The sequence below is a fragment of the Pseudomonas sp. GG8 genome (genome assembly GCF_052976945.1).
Genome location: NZ_JBRIIP010000001.1, coordinates 358,260 through 377,630, shown reverse-complemented (window position 1 = coordinate 377,630; position 19,371 = coordinate 358,260). Strand labels below are relative to the sequence as shown.

Annotated in this window: 15 protein-coding genes; all 15 read right to left on the bottom strand. The window is 57.6% G+C overall.

What is annotated here, in order from left to right:
• Nucleotides 1-6 precede the first annotated feature (6 nt).
• Nucleotides 7-1,200 carry a DUF6708 domain-containing protein gene (locus ACVBEG_RS01885; RefSeq protein ID WP_447107304.1) on the bottom strand — a complete coding sequence of 398 codons (1,194 nt, stop codon included), beginning with the start codon at nucleotides 1,198-1,200 and terminating at the stop codon, nucleotides 7-9.
• Nucleotides 1,190-2,383, bottom strand: coding sequence for a DUF6708 domain-containing protein (locus ACVBEG_RS01880; protein WP_447107303.1), 1,194 nt, complete (start codon nucleotides 2,381-2,383; stop codon nucleotides 1,190-1,192). The genes ACVBEG_RS01885 and ACVBEG_RS01880 overlap by 11 nt, the downstream gene beginning before the upstream one ends.
• Nucleotides 2,373-5,813 carry a toxin VasX gene (locus ACVBEG_RS01875; protein WP_447107302.1) on the bottom strand — a complete coding sequence of 1,147 codons (3,441 nt, stop codon included), beginning with the start codon at nucleotides 5,811-5,813 and terminating at the stop codon, nucleotides 2,373-2,375. Before ACVBEG_RS01875 ends, ACVBEG_RS01880 begins: the two co-directional genes overlap by 11 nt.
• On the bottom strand, nucleotides 5,810-6,415 hold the full coding sequence (locus ACVBEG_RS01870; RefSeq protein WP_447107301.1) for a DUF4123 domain-containing protein: 606 nt from the start codon (nucleotides 6,413-6,415) through the stop codon (nucleotides 5,810-5,812). The genes ACVBEG_RS01875 and ACVBEG_RS01870 overlap by 4 nt, the downstream gene beginning before the upstream one ends.
• Nucleotides 6,416-6,424: 9 nt before the next feature.
• The gene (locus tag ACVBEG_RS01865; RefSeq protein ID WP_447107300.1) at nucleotides 6,425-6,685 is read right to left on the bottom strand and encodes a DUF4123 domain-containing protein; all 261 of its coding nucleotides are present in this window, start codon (nucleotides 6,683-6,685) and stop codon (nucleotides 6,425-6,427) included.
• Nucleotides 6,678-8,720, bottom strand: a complete 2,043-nt coding sequence (tssI, locus tag ACVBEG_RS01860) for a type VI secretion system tip protein TssI/VgrG (RefSeq protein ID WP_447107299.1) — start codon at nucleotides 8,718-8,720, stop codon at nucleotides 6,678-6,680. Before tssI ends, ACVBEG_RS01865 begins: the two co-directional genes overlap by 8 nt.
• A 201-nt stretch (nucleotides 8,721-8,921) precedes the next feature.
• Nucleotides 8,922-9,833: a UDP-3-O-acyl-N-acetylglucosamine deacetylase gene (gene lpxC / locus ACVBEG_RS01855; protein ID WP_219062250.1), complete on the bottom strand. Its 912-nt coding sequence runs from the start codon at nucleotides 9,831-9,833 to the stop codon at nucleotides 8,922-8,924.
• A 112-nt stretch (nucleotides 9,834-9,945) separates the two neighbouring features.
• The gene (gene ftsZ / locus ACVBEG_RS01850) at nucleotides 9,946-11,136 is read right to left on the bottom strand and encodes a cell division protein FtsZ (RefSeq protein WP_219062251.1); all 1,191 of its coding nucleotides are present in this window, start codon (nucleotides 11,134-11,136) and stop codon (nucleotides 9,946-9,948) included.
• Between the two features lie 66 nt (nucleotides 11,137-11,202).
• Entirely contained in the window at nucleotides 11,203-12,456 is a 1,254-nt protein-coding gene (ftsA, locus tag ACVBEG_RS01845; protein ID WP_219062252.1) for a cell division protein FtsA, read from the bottom strand.
• Nucleotides 12,457-12,470: 14 nt separating this feature from the next.
• Nucleotides 12,471-13,337 carry a cell division protein FtsQ/DivIB gene (locus ACVBEG_RS01840; protein WP_322181807.1) on the bottom strand — a complete coding sequence of 289 codons (867 nt, stop codon included), beginning with the start codon at nucleotides 13,335-13,337 and terminating at the stop codon, nucleotides 12,471-12,473.
• 4 nt (nucleotides 13,338-13,341) lie between these two features.
• Nucleotides 13,342-14,301 (bottom strand): D-alanine--D-alanine ligase, encoded by a 960-nt coding sequence (locus ACVBEG_RS01835; protein WP_447107298.1) that lies wholly within the window; start codon nucleotides 14,299-14,301, stop codon nucleotides 13,342-13,344.
• Nucleotides 14,298-15,758 (bottom strand): UDP-N-acetylmuramate--L-alanine ligase, encoded by a 1,461-nt coding sequence (gene murC / locus ACVBEG_RS01830; protein WP_322181811.1) that lies wholly within the window; start codon nucleotides 15,756-15,758, stop codon nucleotides 14,298-14,300. Before murC ends, ACVBEG_RS01835 begins: the two co-directional genes overlap by 4 nt.
• Nucleotides 15,751-16,821, bottom strand: a complete 1,071-nt coding sequence (gene murG, locus ACVBEG_RS01825; RefSeq protein WP_322181813.1) for an undecaprenyldiphospho-muramoylpentapeptide beta-N-acetylglucosaminyltransferase — start codon at nucleotides 16,819-16,821, stop codon at nucleotides 15,751-15,753. Before murG ends, murC begins: the two co-directional genes overlap by 8 nt.
• Nucleotides 16,811-18,022, bottom strand: coding sequence for a putative lipid II flippase FtsW (gene ftsW / locus ACVBEG_RS01820; RefSeq protein ID WP_219062358.1), 1,212 nt, complete (start codon nucleotides 18,020-18,022; stop codon nucleotides 16,811-16,813). The genes murG and ftsW overlap by 11 nt, the downstream gene beginning before the upstream one ends.
• Nucleotides 18,022-19,368, bottom strand: coding sequence for a UDP-N-acetylmuramoyl-L-alanine--D-glutamate ligase (murD, locus tag ACVBEG_RS01815; protein WP_322181815.1), 1,347 nt, complete (start codon nucleotides 19,366-19,368; stop codon nucleotides 18,022-18,024). Before murD ends, ftsW begins: the two co-directional genes overlap by 1 nt.
• Nucleotides 19,369-19,371: the final 3 nt, after the last annotated feature.

Below are 19,371 nucleotides of genomic sequence, written 5' to 3'. Positions count from 1 at the left end.
TATTGGTCACTGAGTCTTCTTACCCAGCAGTGCGCAGGCGTTCATGAAGGTCATTTTCTGTTTACGCATTGCGTCTTCCACCGTGCGAGTGGCTTTTTGCAGGGCGGGACTGGGTTTGGCCCATTGATCGGCGGGGATCGGTTGCGACCAGCGCTGCACGTGTTCGGGCAACACGGGCGAGCCGGCTTTGTGACCCCACTCGGCGATCATGTACGGCATTTTCCAGAAGGTTAAAACCCGGCGCACGTACCACCAGCGCACGGGCCAGCGGGTGCGAGGCTCAAGGCCGACTCTGGCGAGATACTCATCACTCAACGGGCAGTGCAAATCGCCCATGTCTTCCTTGATCCGCCGCTCCACGTCCCACGTGTGTAGCCCTTCGTAGGGTCGAAGTTCATCCTCGGTCAACTCCCGCCCCAACAGCATCTTCAGCCAGTCGCCCGTTTGATCCTTGGGAATGCCTTGCTCCATGTACATACGAATGGCCTCCCAGGTGCCAATGGCATGGGCCTGGCTGGGTTTACCGACCAATACGAACTGCACGGTGTCGTTTTTCTCGTCCTCCAGCCCCATGCCGAAGGTGTAGAACTGGGTGGCACCATATTGGGTGACCATTTCTGATTGGGACACCCAGGCGACCACGCGCTCCCATGGCACGACCAGTACTTCGTGGGTGTCGCTGTCGACGAAACAAACTTCGCGACGTTGGCGGTTGAAGCGCAGGGGATATTGTTTGGCTTGGGTGCGGACGCCCTCGACAATCGTATAACCGACGGTGCCAACAGATATAACCCCCATACACATCCCGACATAAAGACATGCCTGGAACCCCATCCAAAGAAGCCCCCAAAAAGAACGTTCGATATCTGCGGGTGAAAATATGATGATCAACGTCGCCATCAATATGGGAAAGAAGACCAAAACAATTAGCGTCAACCAAATGGCCCAAGCGAATAATTTCCCCTGAAAAACCATGCCGTTGTTGCTGCCGCCCATCTGCAGATACACATCATTCATCGCTGAGAAATTCTGCATGCTCACGGGCGCTTGCCCGGTACACACCGGCAACGGGGCTAAATACAGTGTTTCTTCCAGCCCATGCTTTCGCACCTCGCCAACAGTAGGACGATTGTCTGTAATGTCCTGCGCCGCCATGGACGGCGCAGGGTTTTCTTTGCGTTTGAATACTTTACTGAGCATGTTTATTCAGCAGCGCGCAGGCGTTCATGAAGGTCATTTTCTGTTTGCGCATTGCGTCTTCCACCGTGCGCGTGGCTTTTTGCAGCGCGGGACTGGGTTTGGCCCATTGATCGGCGGGGATCGGTTGCGACCAGCGCTGCACGTGTTCGGGCAACACGGGCGAGCCGGCTTTGTGACCCCACTCGGCGATCATGTACGGCATTTTCCAGAAGGTTAAAACGCGGCGCACGTACCACCAGCGCACGGGCCAGCGGGTGCGAGGCTCAAGACCTATTTCGGCCATGCGCTCGTCGCTTATCGGCATGTGCAAACTGCCCATGTCCTCTTTTATCCGCCGCTCTACATCCCAACTGTGTAGCCCTTCGTAGGGTCGAAGTTCATCCTCGGTCAACTCCCGCCCCAACAGCATCTTCAGCCAGTCGCCCGTTTGATCCTTGGGAATGCCTTGCTCCATGTACATACGAATGGCCTCCCAGGTGCCAATGGCATGGGCCTGGCTGGGTTTACCGACCAATACGAACTGCACGGTGTCGTTTTTCTCGTCCTCCAGCCCCATGCCGAAGGTGTAGAACTGGGTGGCACCGTATTGGCTGACCATTTCTGATTGGGACACCCAGGCGACCACGCGCTCCCATGGCACGACCAGTACTTCGTGGGTGTCGCTGTCGACGAAACAAACTTCGCGACGTTGGCGGTTGAAGCGCAGGGGGTATTGTTTGGCTTGGGTGCGGACGCCAGAAATAACGGTTTCAATCATAATTCCAATGCATATCGGAGCCACCCAAAGCCCTAAATTCAAGAACCAAGAAAATAATATGTTCCAGTCATTTGAAAATGAGTTATTAGTATTGGGCGGCGTTGCAGCTAACAAAATCAATGCAAGCATGAGCGGGCAGATAAATATCAAGAAAATCATTAGCCACATAACCCAAGCCAACAATTTCCCCTGAAAAACCATACCGTTGTTGCTGCCGCCCATCTGCAGATACACATCATTCATCGCTGAGAAATTCTGCATGCTCACGGGCGCTTGACCGGTACACACCGGCAACGGTGCTAAATACAGTGTTTCTTCCAGCCCATGCTTCCGCACCTCGCCAACAGTAGGACGATTGTTTGTGATGTCCTGCGCTGTCATGGACGGCGCAGGGTTTTCTTTACGATTGAATACTCTACTCAGCATTGAGGTACTTCAACTCGTCCTGCTTCAAGAACCAGGGTTCGATGGGTCTGAGCCGAGCAGGAAGTTCTTTGTGCGGTTTGTAGTTGAACGTCCCCTGTTGCTCAATCCTCACCCCGTACACAGTAGAGCGATGAATATCCAGAACATGAAAAATCGTCCGATGGCGCAGTGAACGATGGTCTTCCACCTTGTAGCTGACGGCCAGTGCCAGGCCGAAAGAGTCGGATAACTCCAGGGAAAAAATAGGCAGTCTCAAGACCAGCCCCTCATTTCCCTGACTGAGTACCGTAAGTCTGTTAGCAACATATTCGCTACGTTCCTCCCAGTAAGGTGGAACGTACACTGCTCGCCCAACGCGCTTGTAAGGTTGCTCGCTGGGTTGACGCTGATACACTTCAATTGACACTTCGCGACGGTCCAGTTCGGCGGTTCTTACCCCTGGGAAGGTCAGGCGCAGCTCAGTGTCTTTACCATTACGAATCAGCTGACACAGGGGCTGCTGGACCACGGCAGCCAGATCACTCCAGTCATCCTCCAGACCCTGCTTGACGTCGTCGTGGCCCCATGCACTGTGATGCATCCATTTTTTCATGGCATCCAGATTGAAGTAGTTATAGAGACCTTCACCGACCAGTTGCAATGCCATGCCAATAACGCCAATCACATTCGCTCGTACGGCAACGTTGATCAGTCGCGGACTTTTCTCCGCCCACGCCAGAGCGCGCAGTTCTCGCGGCAGCCTCAAAATCTCGGTGGTGATTGAATAGGTGTGCTTGAACCCCCATCCGTTAGTGCCCATTAAAATTGCATCGCCACTCATTTGTAATGAAGTAGCGGCCAGTTTTTTACCGTCACCTTGCGATAACGCTATACCCCATTGCCTAGCATGTTTTCCAAAGTCAATGGTGGCTGCCGCGAATCCAAAAGCAAAGGCTCCCAGTCCGGCAATAGCAGACCATTGACCCAATCGAGCCATCGAACTGAGCTTGCCGGCGGAACTTTCCATTTGGCCGATATGATATTGCAATATGCTTACTGCTAATCCTTGCGTGGCAGCAAAGCCTGCGGATAGTACGAGTACTAATGCTTCGCTGAACTGCGCTAACTCTCGTAGCCCCCTGCGATCTCTTTCTGCGATATCCCCTATAACACTCACAAACTTCATCGCATGCAAATAAAACAACACCACCGCAATCTGATCGCCCTTGGACTTGAGCACACTCGCCACCGGTCCTTTGAACGTGCCACTGCTCCGATAATCACGCACGGTGCGTTGCATCTCTTCGCTCAACTCGGCATCCATGTTGCCCAGCACCAAGCCAAACTGGCCGGGGCCCTTGCCGCCGGGCGTCAATGCGTGGCTCAGGCGATCCTCTACAGGCACCATTCGGGCTTTGAGGGCGACAATCTGATTGTTCAGCCCCTTCACGTCGCGCTGCCACATCACGTCGTGACGACGCTGCGTGTAAAGTTCCTTGAGTTCGTGGCGCATGTTCAGGGCAGTACTGCGGTCGAGGTTGAAATGCTCTATTTCCCATGGCGTAGCCGCACGAAGCGTCAGTCCGCTGGTGGCGTAAGAGCGAAGCAATCGCAGCCGTGCCGGTGGGCCGATATTGCGTATGAAACTATTGGGATCAATGCTGGCGCCACGCTGAAAGTCCCGTTGAAAGATGTCTAGTTGATGAGCTGTGGTCATCTGTAAAGCCGGGTCATACGCCCCACCCAACAAACTGCTCAACCCCTGAAACTCCCCAGTCAACCGCTGATAGTTCGGCAAGCGCTGCCGCATCAAACTGTTGAACTGGTTAGCCAGTGCATCCAGCTCCGCCACAGCGCCGGGGGCGTCGGTCAGCTTGATGCTGAAGTTGCCGAGGTCGGCGAGTTTTTTCTTCAGATCCAACTGATCGGCGCTGCCGAGGGTATCCAGCCCTGGCACCTGGACCAGCGGATTTTTCTCCAGATAGGCTTCCAGTTGCACCATGGCCTCACGGTCATCGCAGATAGCGGCGACGCACTCGAGCTCGGTTTCCAGTCGATGTCTGATCTGCTCGTTTTGCTGGAAATCGTAGTACCACGCAGCGCGATGGAAATGGCCTTCGACGATTATCTTCAGGCGGTCGGCGCGGATGCGTTTGAGCTGGCCTTGCCAGTGTTGCAACAGGGTTTGTTGTTTGAGCACAAAGGCTTGCATGGCGTGCCGATTCACCAGGTCATCGATACCGCGCTCACCCGGTTCGGCACCGTGCAGGGCTTCGTAGGTCTGGAAGTTCAGCTCGACGATGGCCTCTCGATGGTGTTGCCAACGCGGGTCACCCAGCGCATCACGTAATTCCATGGAGGCTTTGGCGAAGGGATTGGTCTGCGCCAGCTCACGCCAGTGACTCTCGTCGCCGTACACCCCCGGGCCGTGATAATCGCGTTTGATGCGTAAGTAGTTCAGCAGCGTCTCGCGTTCTGATTCGGTGGTGTCCTTGATCAACGCGGCATAACGCGGGTCATCGGTGGCCAGCTCGCTCAAGCGTTTCTGGCTGACGTCGTACAGGGACTGAATGTAAGCGCCCGTGAGGTACTGGCGTTGCAGGGCGTCATCGTCGCTCCACTGACCGATCCAGTCAGCGACCTTGAGCTGGGCGGCGGCCAGGTCGCGCATGATGCCGATGTCGTCACGTACCACCAGAAACAGGAAATCGCGCTGGTGTGCGCCATCGACCTGGCTGGTCAATTCTTCGATCCAGGTGTGGCGAAACAGCGGCGTGTGTTCCCAGATGTAAGCGGTGTTTTCTTCCGTGCTTGCGCCGTCGGGCAGGGTCTTGCCCGGGGCTTGATCGACCGGGCCGCGACCGCCGGTTTCGCAACGATTTTCCGCCACTTCCGCCAGCCAGTCTGTGGCCTGCTTTTCGGTCAGTAAATGCTGGCCTGTGTGCTCACTGCTGGTGGCGGTCAGGTCGACGCGTTGCATGAAGTGTTCGCGCTCGGTGGCGTGCTGGATCACTTGCGAGCACTTGTAGGCGGTCCACTGAATTTCCGAGTAGGCCACGTACACCGTGCTGCGGCGAGCGAGGGTCAGGGTGGACCCACCTTCGATGGCATGCTCACGGACATCGCTGGCGACCTCGGTGCCCTGCCACAATAATTTGCTCAGAGAACCTTGTTCCACGAAGTACTCGTGCAGATAACCGGTCGTGTTATCGATGACGTACAAGTAACCGTTGCGCAACAAGCGAATGCCCATGGCCTTGCTCTGCAAGGTGTGGGGCATGGGGATGTCCGAGGGAGGCGTAAGGTGCTCCACCAGGCCGTAGCGGACCGGCAGCAACTGGATCGTGGTTTTGGTCAGTGGGCACACCCCTCCAGCGCTGACGTTATCGCGACTGCGGGACTGGGCGATCAAATTAGCCAAATGGCCACGGGGGGTCATGAGGTCGGTCATGGGTGGCTCCTGCGCTCGACCAACGTGGTGATCATTGCGATACGCGTGCTGGGTGGGAGTGGGGACGCGGGGTTCAGCAGGCTGGCGATTTCTGGATCGGCCACAAGCCGCTGTTCGCCTAGAAAACCATGGGCGTTGGCGTACAACCAGATGTCGGCCTCGCTTTCAAAGCCGAGTTCGACTGCCCGCTTTGCCAGGCCACGCAAGTGCTGCCAGCGCTGTTGGGGCTGCAAATCCATGCGGTAGTCGGGAAAAAATTCGCCCATGTGCCCGTAGAGTTCGGTCACATTTTTGTCGAAACTGGCTTCATTCAGAAGCTCCACCTGCCGCTCGTTCAGTCGGTACAACGCGGCGTGGTTCGGAGCGGGTCGCTCACCGGCACGGGTGTAGTGGCGCCAACCGTCGCTCACCGCGTTGACGACCATGACCCGCAGGCAAGGTCCAAACAGGGTGGACGTCGAGGATACTGTGTCGCTGAACACCGCATGGGCCACTGCCGGATCGGCGATGCGCAGCAGCATTTCCTCGCCCGAGGGGTGTTCGACGCTTGCCAGCCAGCGCCAATGCGCGGCCACCTGCTCCCATGGGGCATCGCAGGCCAATAGATAACCTCAATGCTCTCCGACATGGGCCAAAAACTGCTCAAGAATGGGGTCACTCGGCTCTTTCAGGCGTACAAGACAGGGAGAGAGCGCCCTGAATTGCGCAAACCGGGTCCGCAGATAAATAACCTCGACTGTCACCTTGGGGTCCCATTGAAACAGACGCGGCAGCAGCGTCTTGACCTGTACTGCATCCAGCAACAGCGCACCGGTATGCTCCCAGGAAAAGTCGTCGGGCAAACACAGGGTTGGTTTTTTTGCATTAATCATGGGTCTGCTCCGTGTTGGCTAGCACGCACAGCGGGCACAGCAGTGGCATGCGCGAAGCGGTATCGGTTTGCCCTTTTGACGCGAAGACGATCGACGGCGGAACCCCTCCTGCAATCAGTGTTTGAGTGTCGCCGGGGGCCAACGGCATTGCAGGGGTCCCCGGTACCGGTGCGCCGCCGACCTGGATCGGTGTGCTGCTGAAAATCCCCGCCGGATTGATGACGATGTGCTGACCGTTGATCGACAGCGTCAAGCTGAGGCCACCGCTGATGACGATGTTGTCACCGCTGATGTGCACTTCTTGCCCGGCGGCCATCAACAAGTCGCCACCGACGCGGGTGTGACTGCTGCCAGCGACGTCGAGGTGATCGTCGGCCAACAACTGCACTTTGCGGGCGCCGGTGACGGTGACGTTTTCCTCGGCCTTGAGCACGGTGGTGCTGTTGCCTTTGATGGTTTCCAGACGTTCGTTGCCGATTTCGATGCGGCTGTCGTTCTGGATCAACTGCTCCATGTCGCGCTGGGCGCGGAGGTAGATCAGCTCTGCCCCGCTCCTGTCTTCCAGGCTCAGCTCATTGAAACCAGACGTTTTTCCGGTGCTTTTGCTGCGCAAAACGGTTTTGGTTTTGTTGTCCGGCAGGTTGTAAGGCACTTGATGGGTGTTGTTGCTCAGGCATCCGACCACAATCGGCTTGCAGGCGTGCCCTTCTTCGAAGGCGACCAACACTTCCATGCCCACGCGGGGGATGGTGACCGCGCCGTATCCGGCGCCGGCCCAGCTGGAGGCCACCCGCACCCAGCAGCTGGTGCTTTCGTTTTCTTCACTGCGGTCCCAGTGAAAACGGACTTTTACCCGCCCGTATTGATCGCAGTGGATTTCTTCTTCGGCAGGGCCGGTCACCACGGCGGTTTGCATGCCTTGAATCTTCGGAACTGGATGCTTGAGGGCAGGCCGAAACTGCACGGTCTCGCGGATAGCGATGAACTCATTGCGATAACCCTGAGTGATTCGACCGGACTCCACCGGCTCGTCACTGACCGCGTACTCCTCTAATACAGCAGGCTGGCGACCGTCATGAAACACCCAAGTCGGTAGCCAGGCCATGTTCCAACCCGGCTCCGGGTGTTCTTCTACCTTTAACGGCGTGCCACTGCGCAGCAAAGGCTGGTCGCTCTGACCTTGAGCGAGTTCGGCGTCGCCGCGAAGTCGCTCCAGCGCCCGGCGCGTGCGCACCCGCCCTGCGTGCGCGGTATCGAATTCTCCGGGGTAGATGTACGCCTCCAGATTGGGAAATACCTTGGAATCCCTGTCCGTTTCCAGCGAGAGGTGTGCGTTTTTGAAGTCGTAATCGCGGTGGGTGACGCGGCTGGGGCGGGTGCTCAGACAGACGCCGAACGCCTCGATCACCGGATGCTCGGACGCCATGCCGTTGATCGGTCGAAACGGCATCACCACGGTAGGATTGGCCGCGTGATAGAACTCGGTTTCCTGATCGGCGAAGATCAGTTGGTGCCCATCGGGGGTGTGCTTGAAGTAATAGAAGTAGCCTTCGGCCTCGCACAAACGGCTGACGAAATGCAGGTCAGATTCATCGTACTGAACGCAATATTCGTGCGGGACCGGTTTCTCCGGGCCGATGTTGAACAGCACGTGCAAACCGTTCAGCAAACCATGCCCCTTGAGCACGTCGCGGAGGATGGCTTCAGTGGTCAGGTTCTGGAAAATCCGCCGATTACTGGCGTGCTGCAAATAGCGCAGAAACGGCACCATTACCAGTTGGTAGTGGCTCAACCGGGTGCCCACTTTGCCTTTCCGGATGGAGTAGATATGGCCGTGCAGGCCCTGATCGCCAAAGGCCAGATAGGCTTCTTTGTGCAGCAGGCTTTCCAGCTCGCGCGGCGGTCGGTCGGTGACCACATCGACGGTGATGTCGAAGCACTCGCTGATGGCCTCTTCGCCGGAAAAGGCTAGAACAAGTAACTCGTTGTCTTTAGCTCCTTTGATGCTGAGCGTGAACGTTGGGGCAGTGGGCATCGCCGTTCTTCATATCGGAATGAACGGTAATTTTGGGTAGATAAACCGACTAAAGGTATCCCACCCTGCCGACAAACCCAGTAGGAGACGTCTCTCAATTTCGCAGGGTTATTCTTACATTCTCCCTGCACTCTTCAACAACCATAAAAAAAGGCCACCCGAAGGCAGCCTTAAAAAATAAAAGGAAAGAGAGAGTACTAATTACACGGCCGCAACAGGACGCATGTAAGAGATCGGGGCGGTGCTGGCGTCTTCGAAGGTCACGATTTCCCAAGCATCTTTCTGCGCAATCAATGCGCGAAGAAGGACGTTGTTCAGTGCGTGCCCAGACTTGAAGCCTCGGAACTCGCCTATCAGGCTATTGCCCAGCAGGTAAAGGTCGCCGATTGCATCCAGGATTTTGTGTTTGACGAATTCGTCCTCGTACCGCAGGCCGTCCTCGTTAAGCACGCCATCCTTGTCGACCACGATGGCATTTTCTACGCTACCGCCAAGTGCGAGATTGTGCTTGCGCAGGTACTCGATATCACTCATGAACCCAAAGGTACGGGCGCGGCTGACTTCTTTAACAAAAGAAGTACTGGAAAAATCCACGGTTGCACTTTGGGTACGGTTACGGAAAACAGGGTGGTCGAAGTCGATCTCGAAACTCACCTTGAACCCTTCGAAAGGCAGGAAAGTGGCGGTTTTGCCGTCCTCTTCCACAGTAACTTCTTTCAGGATACGAATGAATTTCTTGGCTGCGTCCTGTTCTTCCAGGCCGGCAGATTGAATCAGGAATACGAAGGGTCCCGCGCTGCCGTCCATGATTGGAACTTCGGAGGCAGAGAGTTCGACGTAGGCGTTATCGATGCCAAGGCCAGCCATGGCCGAAAGCAAGTGCTCTACCGTGTCCACCTTGGTGTCCCCGCTGACCAAAGTGGTCGACAGGGTGGTGTCACCGACGTTTTCCGCACGGGCAGGGATCTGCACCACAGGGTCGAGGTCGGCACGACAAAACACGATGCCGGTATTCACAGGTGCGGGCTTGAGGGTCAGGTAAACCTTTTCCCCCGAGTGCAGGCCTACACCTGTGGCACGGATAATATTTTTCAGGGTGCGTTGTTTAATCATGGCATTGGCCGCTTCAGCGCAAGTTGCGAACTGGTATCAACAAAGGCTGGCGATAATAGCAGACCCGGCCTTTGCTGAACACCAATCACCCTAATACCCCTGATACATTTCATCAATCGGCCTGGCGACGCAGGAAAGCCGGGATATCCAGATAATCCAGGTCATCGTGCGGGTTCATCTTCGCAGCAGCGGCAGCACCGGCGTGAGCCTGGTTGCGCATCACAGTCGGACGGTCCAGATCGCGGTAATTCACCGACGGCAGCTCCTGACGTGCAGAAGGTTGCACTGCAGCATGTTGTTGCGAGGTCTGCAGGGTGTTGTCGATCACCTTCACAGGTTTCTCGATTTTCGCGCCCAGGCCAGTGGCAACCACGGTCACGTGCAACTCGTCGCGCATGTCCGGATCGATAACCGTACCGACCTTGACCATCGCGTGCTCGGAGGCGAACGCTTCAATGATGCTACCCACGTCCGAGTACTCACCCAGGGACAGGTCAGGACCGGCAGTGATGTTGACCAGGATGCCGCGAGCACCTTGCAGGTTGACGTCTTCGAGCAGCGGGTTGCGGATGGCTGCCTCAGTCGCTTCACGTGCACGGTTCGGACCGCTGGCGCAGCCAGTGCCCATCATCGCCATACCCATTTCGCTCATCACGGTACGTACGTCAGCGAAGTCGACGTTGATCATGCCCGGACGTTTGATGATGTCGGAGATACCGCGAACAGCACCGGCCAGTACATCGTCAGCCTTGGCGAAAGCCGACAGCAAGCTGGCGTCCTTACCGAGGATGGTCAGCAGCTTCTCGTTAGGGATGGTGATCAACGAGTCAACGCTTTCCGACAACAGGCGGATGCCTTCATCGGCGATCTGCATGCGTTTGCGGCCTTCGAACGGGAACGGACGAGTCACCACTGCAACGGTGAGAATCCCCATTTCCTTGGCCACTTCGGCGATGATCGGTGCAGCACCGGTACCGGTACCGCCGCCCATGCCAGTGGTAATGAACACCATGTTGGTGCCCTGTAGCACTTCAGCAATGCGCTCACGGTCTTCCAGTGCAGCCTGACGACCTACTTCAGGGTTGGCACCAGCACCCAAACCTTTGGTCACACCAGTGCCCAATTGCAGGATGGTCCGTGCGCCGATGCTTTTCAGCGCTTGTGCGTCAGTGTTGGCGCAGATGAATTCCACACCTTCGATGTTGCTCTTAACCATGTGGTTAACAGCATTACCACCACCACCACCAACACCGATAACCTTGATTACCGGGCTTTGCGGGACGTTGTCTACGAGTTCGAACATTTTCCCTCTCCTTTCATTTTCTCTAGTTTTTTCGCCTACTGCCTACCACTACTACTGCTTTGAAACTTAGAAATTGCCTTGCACCCAGCGCTTGAGGCGCTCGAATACCGGTGTTTTAGGTTCATCGCTATAGCTGCTGCTACTGATGCCGGACAACGAAATACCGTCGGATTGCTTTTGCAGCCCGTACAGCAACAGCCCCACACCAGTGGAATAGATTGGGTTGCGGACGACGTCCGAGAGCCCTTTGACACTGTGCGGCACGCCGAGGCGTACCGGCATATGGAAGATTTCCTCGGCCAGTTCGACCGCGCCTTCCATTTTTGAGGTACCACCGGTCAGCACGATGCCGGCCGGGATCAAGTCTTCATAACCACTGCGACGCAGCTCGGCCTGAATCAATGTGAACAACTCGTCGTAACGCGGCTCGACCACTTCAGCCAGCGCCTGACGGGACAACTCACGTGGTGGACGGTCGCCGACGCTTGGTACTTTGATCGTTTCGCCGGCGCCAGCCAGTTTGGCCAGGGCACAGGCGTAGCGAATCTTGATCTCTTCGGCGTATTGGGTAGGTGTACGCAACGCCATCGCGATGTCGTTGGTAACCTGATCGCCCGCAATCGGGATGACTGCGGTATGACGAATAGCGCCTTCGGTGAAGATGGCGATGTCGGTGGTGCCGCCGCCGATATCGACCAGGCAAACGCCCAGTTCTTTCTCATCATCCGTCAGCACCGAATACGCGGAAGCCAGCTGTTCGAGAATGATGTCGTCAATTTCCAGCCCGCAACGACGCACGCATTTTTCAATGTTTTGTGCGGCATTGACGGCGCAAGTCACCACATGAACCTTGGCTTCCAGACGTACGCCCGACATCCCCAAAGGCTCACGAACGCCTTCCTGGTTGTCGATCACGTAGTCCTGCGGCAGGGTGTGGAGCACCCGCTGATCCGCTGGAATCGCCACGGCCTGGGCGGCATCGAGTACACGCTCCAGATCCGCCATGCTGACTTCACGGTCACGGATCGCCACGATGCCGTGGGAGTTCAGGCTGCGAATGTGGTTGCCCGCTACACCGACGAAAGCCGAGTGAATACGGCAACCGGCCATCAGCTGAGCTTCTTCAACGGCGCGCTGGATCGATTGCACGGTGGACTCGATGTTCACCACCACGCCCTTCTTCAGGCCACGGGAAGGATGCGTGCCGATACCGACGATTTCCAGGGTGCCATCCGCCCCGACTTCGCCCACCAACGCCACCACTTTGGAGGTGCCGATATCCAAGCCGACGATCATTTTCCCGCTTTGCACGTTTGCCATGGTCCTGCCTCTTATCAATTCTTCGCGACGGCGGGTTTGTCCGTCGTAGGCGCAACCTGCTCACGCCATCCCACGGCAAGGCCGTTGGAGTAACGCAGGTCGATGCGCGCAATATTCGTCATTTGTTCTTTAAGCGTTTTTTCATAAATGGCAATAAATCGGCGCATTTTTTCCACCAGGTGGTCGCGTCCCAGTAACAACTCGATACCCGGGCCCGCACTGCCTGCACCAGTGGTCAAAAACCAACTGCCACGTTCACGTAATTCCAGACGTACGATGGAAAAACCCAACGGCCGTAACATCTGACTCAACACCTGATACTGCTGCATCACCTGCTGCTGGGCACGTTGAGGGCCAAACAGTTGAGGCAGATGCTCGTAATTGGCCAGCTCGCGCGGGGTAAACGCCTGACCCTGGTTGTTCAGCAGCGCCTCTTCACCCCAGCGCGCCACCGGCAATTGTTCTTCCAGACGAATGACCACCTGATCGGGCCAGACACGCCTGACTTCGGCGTGGGCGATCCAAGGCATTTGTTCCAGTTCGGTGCGCATCCCTGCGAGGTCGATGGTGAAGAAGCTCGCCGCCACATAAGGGGCGATGCGCTGCTGCACCGCTTGCTGGCTGATATAGCTCAGATCACCCTGCACATTGATCCGGGTAATTGGCCGGTCGGCATACGGCAACAGCCGCTGCGCGGCTTCGTAGGTACCGAAGCCCAGAACGACCAACATCACAGGCCAGAACAGGCGCTTGAAGAATCCGAGGTTTGCTTTAGGCAGACGCATCGACAGCGGCTCTTTGGCCACCATCCGACTGGCACCACGCGGCACCGGCTTGCGGCCGGGAACGGGTTGCTGATGACGTAGCATCGCGCCTTGCATGGGATTAACCTCGCGCCTCGACACTGTCAGCCAGAATCGCTAACACTAACTGCTGAAAATCCAGGCCCGCCGCTCGTGCCGCCATCGGGACCAGACTGTGATCGGTCATGCCGGGGACGGTGTTCACTTCCAACAACCAGAACTTGCCATCAGCATCCTGCATAACGTCCGCACGCGCCCAACCTGCAATGCCAACGGCCTCGCAAGCACGCGCAGTAAGATCTTTAAGCTCTTGTTCTTTTGCACTGTCGAGCCCGCAAGGGATCCGATACTGAGTATCGGAAGCCAGGTACTTGGCGTCGTAGTCGTAGAAACTGTGGGGAGTGCCCAGACCGATGGGCGGTAATATCTGGTCACGCAGAGTCGCGATAGTAAACTCCGGACCCTGGATCCATTGCTCGACCAATACTTGTGAATCGTAGGTGCTGGCAGCTTTCCATGCGGCGATCAACTCATCGACGCTGGTCACCTTGGCCATACCGATACTCGAACCTTCATGGGCAGGTTTGACGATTAAAGGGAAGCCCAGTTCCGTTGCCGCAGAAATACAATCAGCCTCAGTGCTCAATGCGGCATGCCGAGGTGTCGACAAGCCCAGACTTTGCCAGATCTGCTTGGTCCGCAACTTGTCCATGGCCAGCGCAGAAGCCAGTACGCCGCTGCCGGTGTAGGGGATATCCAGACACTCCAGCAGGCCTTGCATGCTGCCGTCTTCGCCGCCACGACCGTGCAAGACGATAAAAGCACGATCAATTTTTTCGCTGACCAGACGCTGCAGGAAGTCGTCACCGACGTCGATGCCGAACGCGTCGACACCTGCACTTTGCAGGGCCTCAAGCACTGCCTGACCGGATTTCAGCGACACTTCGCGCTCAGCGCTTTTACCACCAAACAGGACGGCGACACGGCCGAAAGCCTTGGGTTCGAGCGTGGACAACAAGGTGGATTGCAGGGTTGAAGTCATTTCAGTTTCCCCTCGGTCGGGGCCACGACAGCACCTGCAAACAGCGGGCTTCGAAGCAGTTGCGGCGCGAGGCCACCAATGTCACCGGCGCCCTGGCACAGCAAAATATCGCCAGCACGCAACAGTGGTTTGACCAGCGGTGCCAACTCGACGCCACGCTCGATGTAGATCGGGTCCAGCTGACCACGTTGACGAATGCTGTGGCACAAGTTGCGACTGTCGGCACCTGGAATCGGTTCTTCACCGGCTGGATAGACTTCCATCAGCAACAACACGTTGGCTTCGGCCAGTACTTGCACGAAGTCATCGTAAAGGTCGCGAGTACGGCTGAAGCGATGAGGCTGGTAAACCATGACCAGACGACGATCCGGCCAGCCGCCACGGACAGCATTGATTACCGCAGACACTTCACGCGGGTGATGGCCGTAGTCGTCGACCAGCATCACATTGCCGCCTTCGACCGGCAGCTCGCCATAGATCTGGAAGCGTCGACCAACACCCTGGAAGCCTGACAGCCCCTGGACGATAGCCTCGTCGCTGACGCCCTCGTCGGTAGAGATAGCGATGGTCGCCAACGAGTTCAGAACGTTGTGGTTGCCCGGCATGTTTACCGAGACATCCAGCGGCGCGCGGTCACGACGCAGCACCGTAAAGTAAGTCAGCATGCCTTCCTGACGCACGTTGATGGCGCGTACGTCGGCTTCTTCGCTGAAGCCGTAAGTCAGCGTCGGACGCTTGATCAGCGGCAGAATTTCACGCACCACTGGATCATCGATGCACACCACGGCCAGCCCATAGAACGGCAGGTTGTGCAGGAACTCGACGAAGGTTTTCTTCAGTTTGTTGAAGTCGCCTTCGTAGGTCGCCATATGGTCGGCGTCAATGTTAGTGACCACGGCCACCAACGGCTGCAAGTGCAGGAAGCTGGCGTCGCTTTCATCCGCTTCAGCGATCAGGTAACGGCTGGTGCCTAACTGAGCGTTGGTTCCAGCAGCATTCAGGCGACCACCGATAACGAACGTCGGGTCCAGGCCACCGGCCGCGAACACCGAAGCGATCAAACTGGTGGTGGTGGTTTTGCCATGCGTGCCAGCGACTGCGATGCCGTGGCGATAGCGCATCAGTTCGGCCAGCATTTCGGCACGCGGGACCACAGGAATGCGACGTTCCAGAGCCGTAGCGACTTCCGGGTTCGCGGTATTGACTGCACTGGAGACCACAAGCACGTCAGCCGTCGCGATGTTCTCGGCGCGATGGCCGATAAACACCTTGGCGCCGAACGATTCAAGACGTTCAGTCACTGGTGAAGACTTCAAGTCGGAGCCGGACACTTTGTAGCCCAGGTTAAGCAGAACCTCGGCAATACCGCACATGCCCACCCCGCCGATACCGACGAAATGGATGCGACGGATGCGGCGCATTTCCGGCTGGGGCATCGCCCTCTTGCTCTCAACCATGAGCCACCTCCAGACAGATATCGACCACAGTGCGCGTTGCGTCAGGTTTGGCCAGGTGGCGAGCCGTGCGGGCCATGTTGTTCAATTGTTCGGGTTGCATCAAAACCTCTTTCAGGCGTGCGGCCATTTCGGCTGCGCCAGTTGTCGCTTGTGGCATGACGAAGGCTGCACCTTCGCGGGCCAGATAGTCGGCATTACGGGACTGGTGGTCGTCGATCGCGTGGGGCAACGGCACCAACAGCGACGGCAGGCCAGCCGCAGCCAGTTCACTGACGGTCAGCGCGCCTGCGCGACAAACCACCAGGTCGGCCCAGCCATAGGCTTGAGCCATGTCTTTGATGAAGGGCGCCACTTGCGCCTCGACATCGGCAGTGCGATAGCGCTCTGCGGTGATCTGGTCATGATTCTTGCCGGCCTGATGAAACACTTCAGGTCGCAACTCCAGCGGCACCTGTGCCAATGCAGCAGGCAGCAGTTTGTTCAGCGGTTCAGCGCCCAGACTTCCGCCAAGGATCAGCAGACGGGCTTTACGTCCGCCCAGCGCCTGACGCGGCGTTTCGAGAAACAACTCGGTGCGTACCGGGTTGCCGGTGGTACGGCGTTTTGCCGAAGCCGAAAACGTATTCGGGAAGGCTTCGCACACACGAGTGGCAAACGGCGCCAGGCTGCGATTGGCTGTACCGGCGACGGCGTTCTGTTCATGAATGATCAGCGGTACCCCCGCCAATTTCGCTGCCAAGCCGCCAGGGCCGGTGACAAAACCGCCCATTCCCAGTACGCAGACCGGTTGCAACTGACGGACGATCTTGCGCGCCTGCAGCAACGCCCTGAGCAGCACAAACGGCGCTTTCAACAGCGAAATCACGCCCTTGCCCCGGAGGCCGGTCACGTTGATCAAATGCAGCGGCAAGCCCGCTTGAGGGACCAGTTCGTTTTCGATACCGCGCGGCGTGCCGAGCCAGTGCACGCGGTAGCCGCGGGCCTGGAACTCGCGCGCACAGGCCAGCGCCGGGAAGACGTGCCCACCCGTACCGCCCGCCATGATCAGCACGTTAGCGCCCATGGGTCGGCTCCTCGGTGAAGTCGCTTTCATTGAATTCCGTTTCTTCACTGCCGGTATTGGTCCGCGCCTCCCACTCGATGCGCAGCAACAAGCCCAGGCTTGCGCAGCAGATCACCAACGAACTGCCGCCATAACTGAGGAAGGGCAAGGTCAGGCCTTTAGTCGGCAGTAGCCCGACGTTTACGCCAATGTTGATCAGGAACTGACCAATCCACAGGAACGCCAGACCGTAAGCCACATAGGCAGCGAAATATTGCTTGGCCCTTTCGGCCCACATGCCGATGTACATGGCCCGGATACTGACGAATACAAACAGGCCCACAGTGATCAGCGAGCCAACCACGCCCAACTCTTCCGCGAGCACGGCAAACACGAAGTCGGTGTGCGCTTCAGGTAAATAGAACTGTTTCTGCACGCTGTTACCCAGACCGACGCCGAACCATTCGCCACGGCCAAAGGCAATCAGGGCCTGGGTCAGCTGATAACCGGAGCCAAACTGATCGGACCAGGGGTCGGTGAAGGTGATCAGGCGCGCCATACGATAGGGCTGCGCTTGAACCAGCACGAACACCGCGCCCACCGCCAACACCACCATCAGGGTGAAGCGGAACAGCCCTACGCCACCGAGGAACAGCATCGCAGCAGCAGCCCCCATCATTACCACGGTGGCACCGAAATCCGGCTCCATCAGCAGCAAACCTGCCATGGGCAGCAAAACGATGAATGGCTTGAAGAAGCCCATCCAGCTTTCGCGGACTTCCTGCTGGCGCCGTACTAGGTAACCGGCAAGAAAAATCACCACGAAAACCTTGGCGATTTCCGAAGGCTGGACGTTGAACATCCCGAAGCCGATCCAGCGCATCGAACCGTTAACCTCACGGCCCAGCCCCGGCACCAATACCATCACCAGCAAGCCGAAGGCGCCAATCAACATCAGCCAGCCCAGGCGCTGCCAGGTTGAAACCGGAATCATCATGGTCACGCCACAGGCGCCCAAACCGATGACCAGATACACCAGGTGACGCATCATCATGTATAGCGGGTTGCCGGACTGCACGGCGGCCACTTCTGACGAGGCAGAAGTGATCATCACCAGGCCCAGGCCCAGCAGCGCAAGGCAACCGGCCAACATCGGAAAGTCGACATCAATGCCGCGACCGCTGATCAGCGGCGATGGATAAGGCTTGATCACACCCAGAATCATGACAAGCCCTCCACGGCATGAGCGAACACACGCCCGCGCTCTTCGAAATTCTTGAACATGTCCAGGCTGGCACAGGCGGGAGACAGCAATACCGCATCCCCGCTCTGCGCCCATTCGGCAGCACGTTGCACAGCTTCGTCCAGGGTTTTGACGCGGACTAAAGGCACCGCATCGCCGAAGGTTTTGGCAAGCAATTCAGCATCGCGGCCCAACAACACAACCACGCGGCAATAGGCGGCGACAGGGGCACGCAAGGCACTGAAGTCAGCACCCTTGCCATCTCCACCTGCGATCAACACCAACTTGCCCGCGATATCCACGCCCAAGCCTTCGATGGCAGCCAGCGCGGCGCCAACGTTGGTGGCCTTGGAGTCGTCGTAATAGTTGACACCTGCACGCTCCCGCAGCCATTGGCAGCGATGCGCTAGGCCGGTGAAGGTGCGCAAGGCGCTGAGCATGGCGTCGAACGGCAAGCCCACCGCATGCCCAAGCGCCAACGCAGCCAAGGCGTTGGACTGATTGTGCGCGCCGCGAATTTTCAGCTCGCGGACCGGCATCAGGTTGTCGAACTGGAAGGCGAGGTATTTTTCGCCGTTCTCTTCGCGCAGACCGAAGCCGTGGAAATCTGGTGTATTCAGACCGAAGGTCCAGCACGGCAGGCCTTCACCGATCAGAGGCCGCGACAGTGCGTCCTGACGATTGACCACCACTTGCCGGGCGCCACGAAAAATCCGGTGCTTGGCCAAGTGATAAGCCGGTAGACCGCTGTAACGGTCCATGTGATCTTCGCTGACATTCAACACGGTCGCCACTTCGGCGCCGAGCTGGTCAGTGGTTTCAAGCTGGAAGCTGGAGAGCTCGAGCACGTAAAGCTCGACCGAGTCGTCGAGCAAGTCCAGCGCCGGAGTGCCGAGGTTGCCACCGACCGCAACGCGTTTACCCGCTGCGACCGCCATTTCACCCACCAGCGTGGTGACCGTGCTTTTCGCATTCGAACCGCTGATTGCAACGATGGGCGCCTTCGCGTTACGCGCGAACAACTCGATATCACCCGACAATTTCACGCCACGGGCCGCCGCTTGCTGCAATGCAGGGGTCGCCAATGCCAGACCGGGGCTTACGTACAGCTCGTCGGCACGGCAGAGAAACTCCACATCCAGCTCGCCGCAACGTACTTCCACATGCGGGTAGTCCTGACGCAACGTCGCCAACTCAGGCGGATTGTCCCGCGTATCAGCCACAGCAAACGACACACCCTGCTTCGCCAGGAAGCGAACCAGGGACATGCCGCTCTTGCCGAGGCCGACAACGATGCGGAAGTGGTCAGAAACGATCAGAGACACTCG

Coding starts and splice junctions, on each gene's coding strand:
- ACVBEG_RS01885 (WP_447107304.1), bottom strand. CDS start 1,200: ATGCTCAGTAAAGTATTCAAACGCAAAGAAAACCCTGCGCCGTCCATG.
- ACVBEG_RS01880 (WP_447107303.1), bottom strand. CDS start 2,383: ATGCTGAGTAGAGTATTCAATCGTAAAGAAAACCCTGCGCCGTCCATG.
- ACVBEG_RS01875 (WP_447107302.1), bottom strand. CDS start 5,813: ATGACCGACCTCATGACCCCCCGTGGCCATTTGGCTAATTTGATCGCC.
- ACVBEG_RS01865 (WP_447107300.1), bottom strand. CDS start 6,685: ATGATTAATGCAAAAAAACCAACCCTGTGTTTGCCCGACGACTTTTCC.
- tssI (WP_447107299.1), bottom strand. CDS start 8,720: ATGCCCACTGCCCCAACGTTCACGCTCAGCATCAAAGGAGCTAAAGAC.
- lpxC (WP_219062250.1), bottom strand. CDS start 9,833: ATGATTAAACAACGCACCCTGAAAAATATTATCCGTGCCACAGGTGTA.
- ftsZ (WP_219062251.1), bottom strand. CDS start 11,136: ATGTTCGAACTCGTAGACAACGTCCCGCAAAGCCCGGTAATCAAGGTT.
- ftsA (WP_219062252.1), bottom strand. CDS start 12,456: ATGGCAAACGTGCAAAGCGGGAAAATGATCGTCGGCTTGGATATCGGC.
- ACVBEG_RS01840 (WP_322181807.1), bottom strand. CDS start 13,337: ATGCAAGGCGCGATGCTACGTCATCAGCAACCCGTTCCCGGCCGCAAG.
- ACVBEG_RS01835 (WP_447107298.1), bottom strand. CDS start 14,301: ATGACTTCAACCCTGCAATCCACCTTGTTGTCCACGCTCGAACCCAAG.
- murC (WP_322181811.1), bottom strand. CDS start 15,758: ATGGTTGAGAGCAAGAGGGCGATGCCCCAGCCGGAAATGCGCCGCATC.
- murG (WP_322181813.1), bottom strand. CDS start 16,821: ATGGGCGCTAACGTGCTGATCATGGCGGGCGGTACGGGTGGGCACGTC.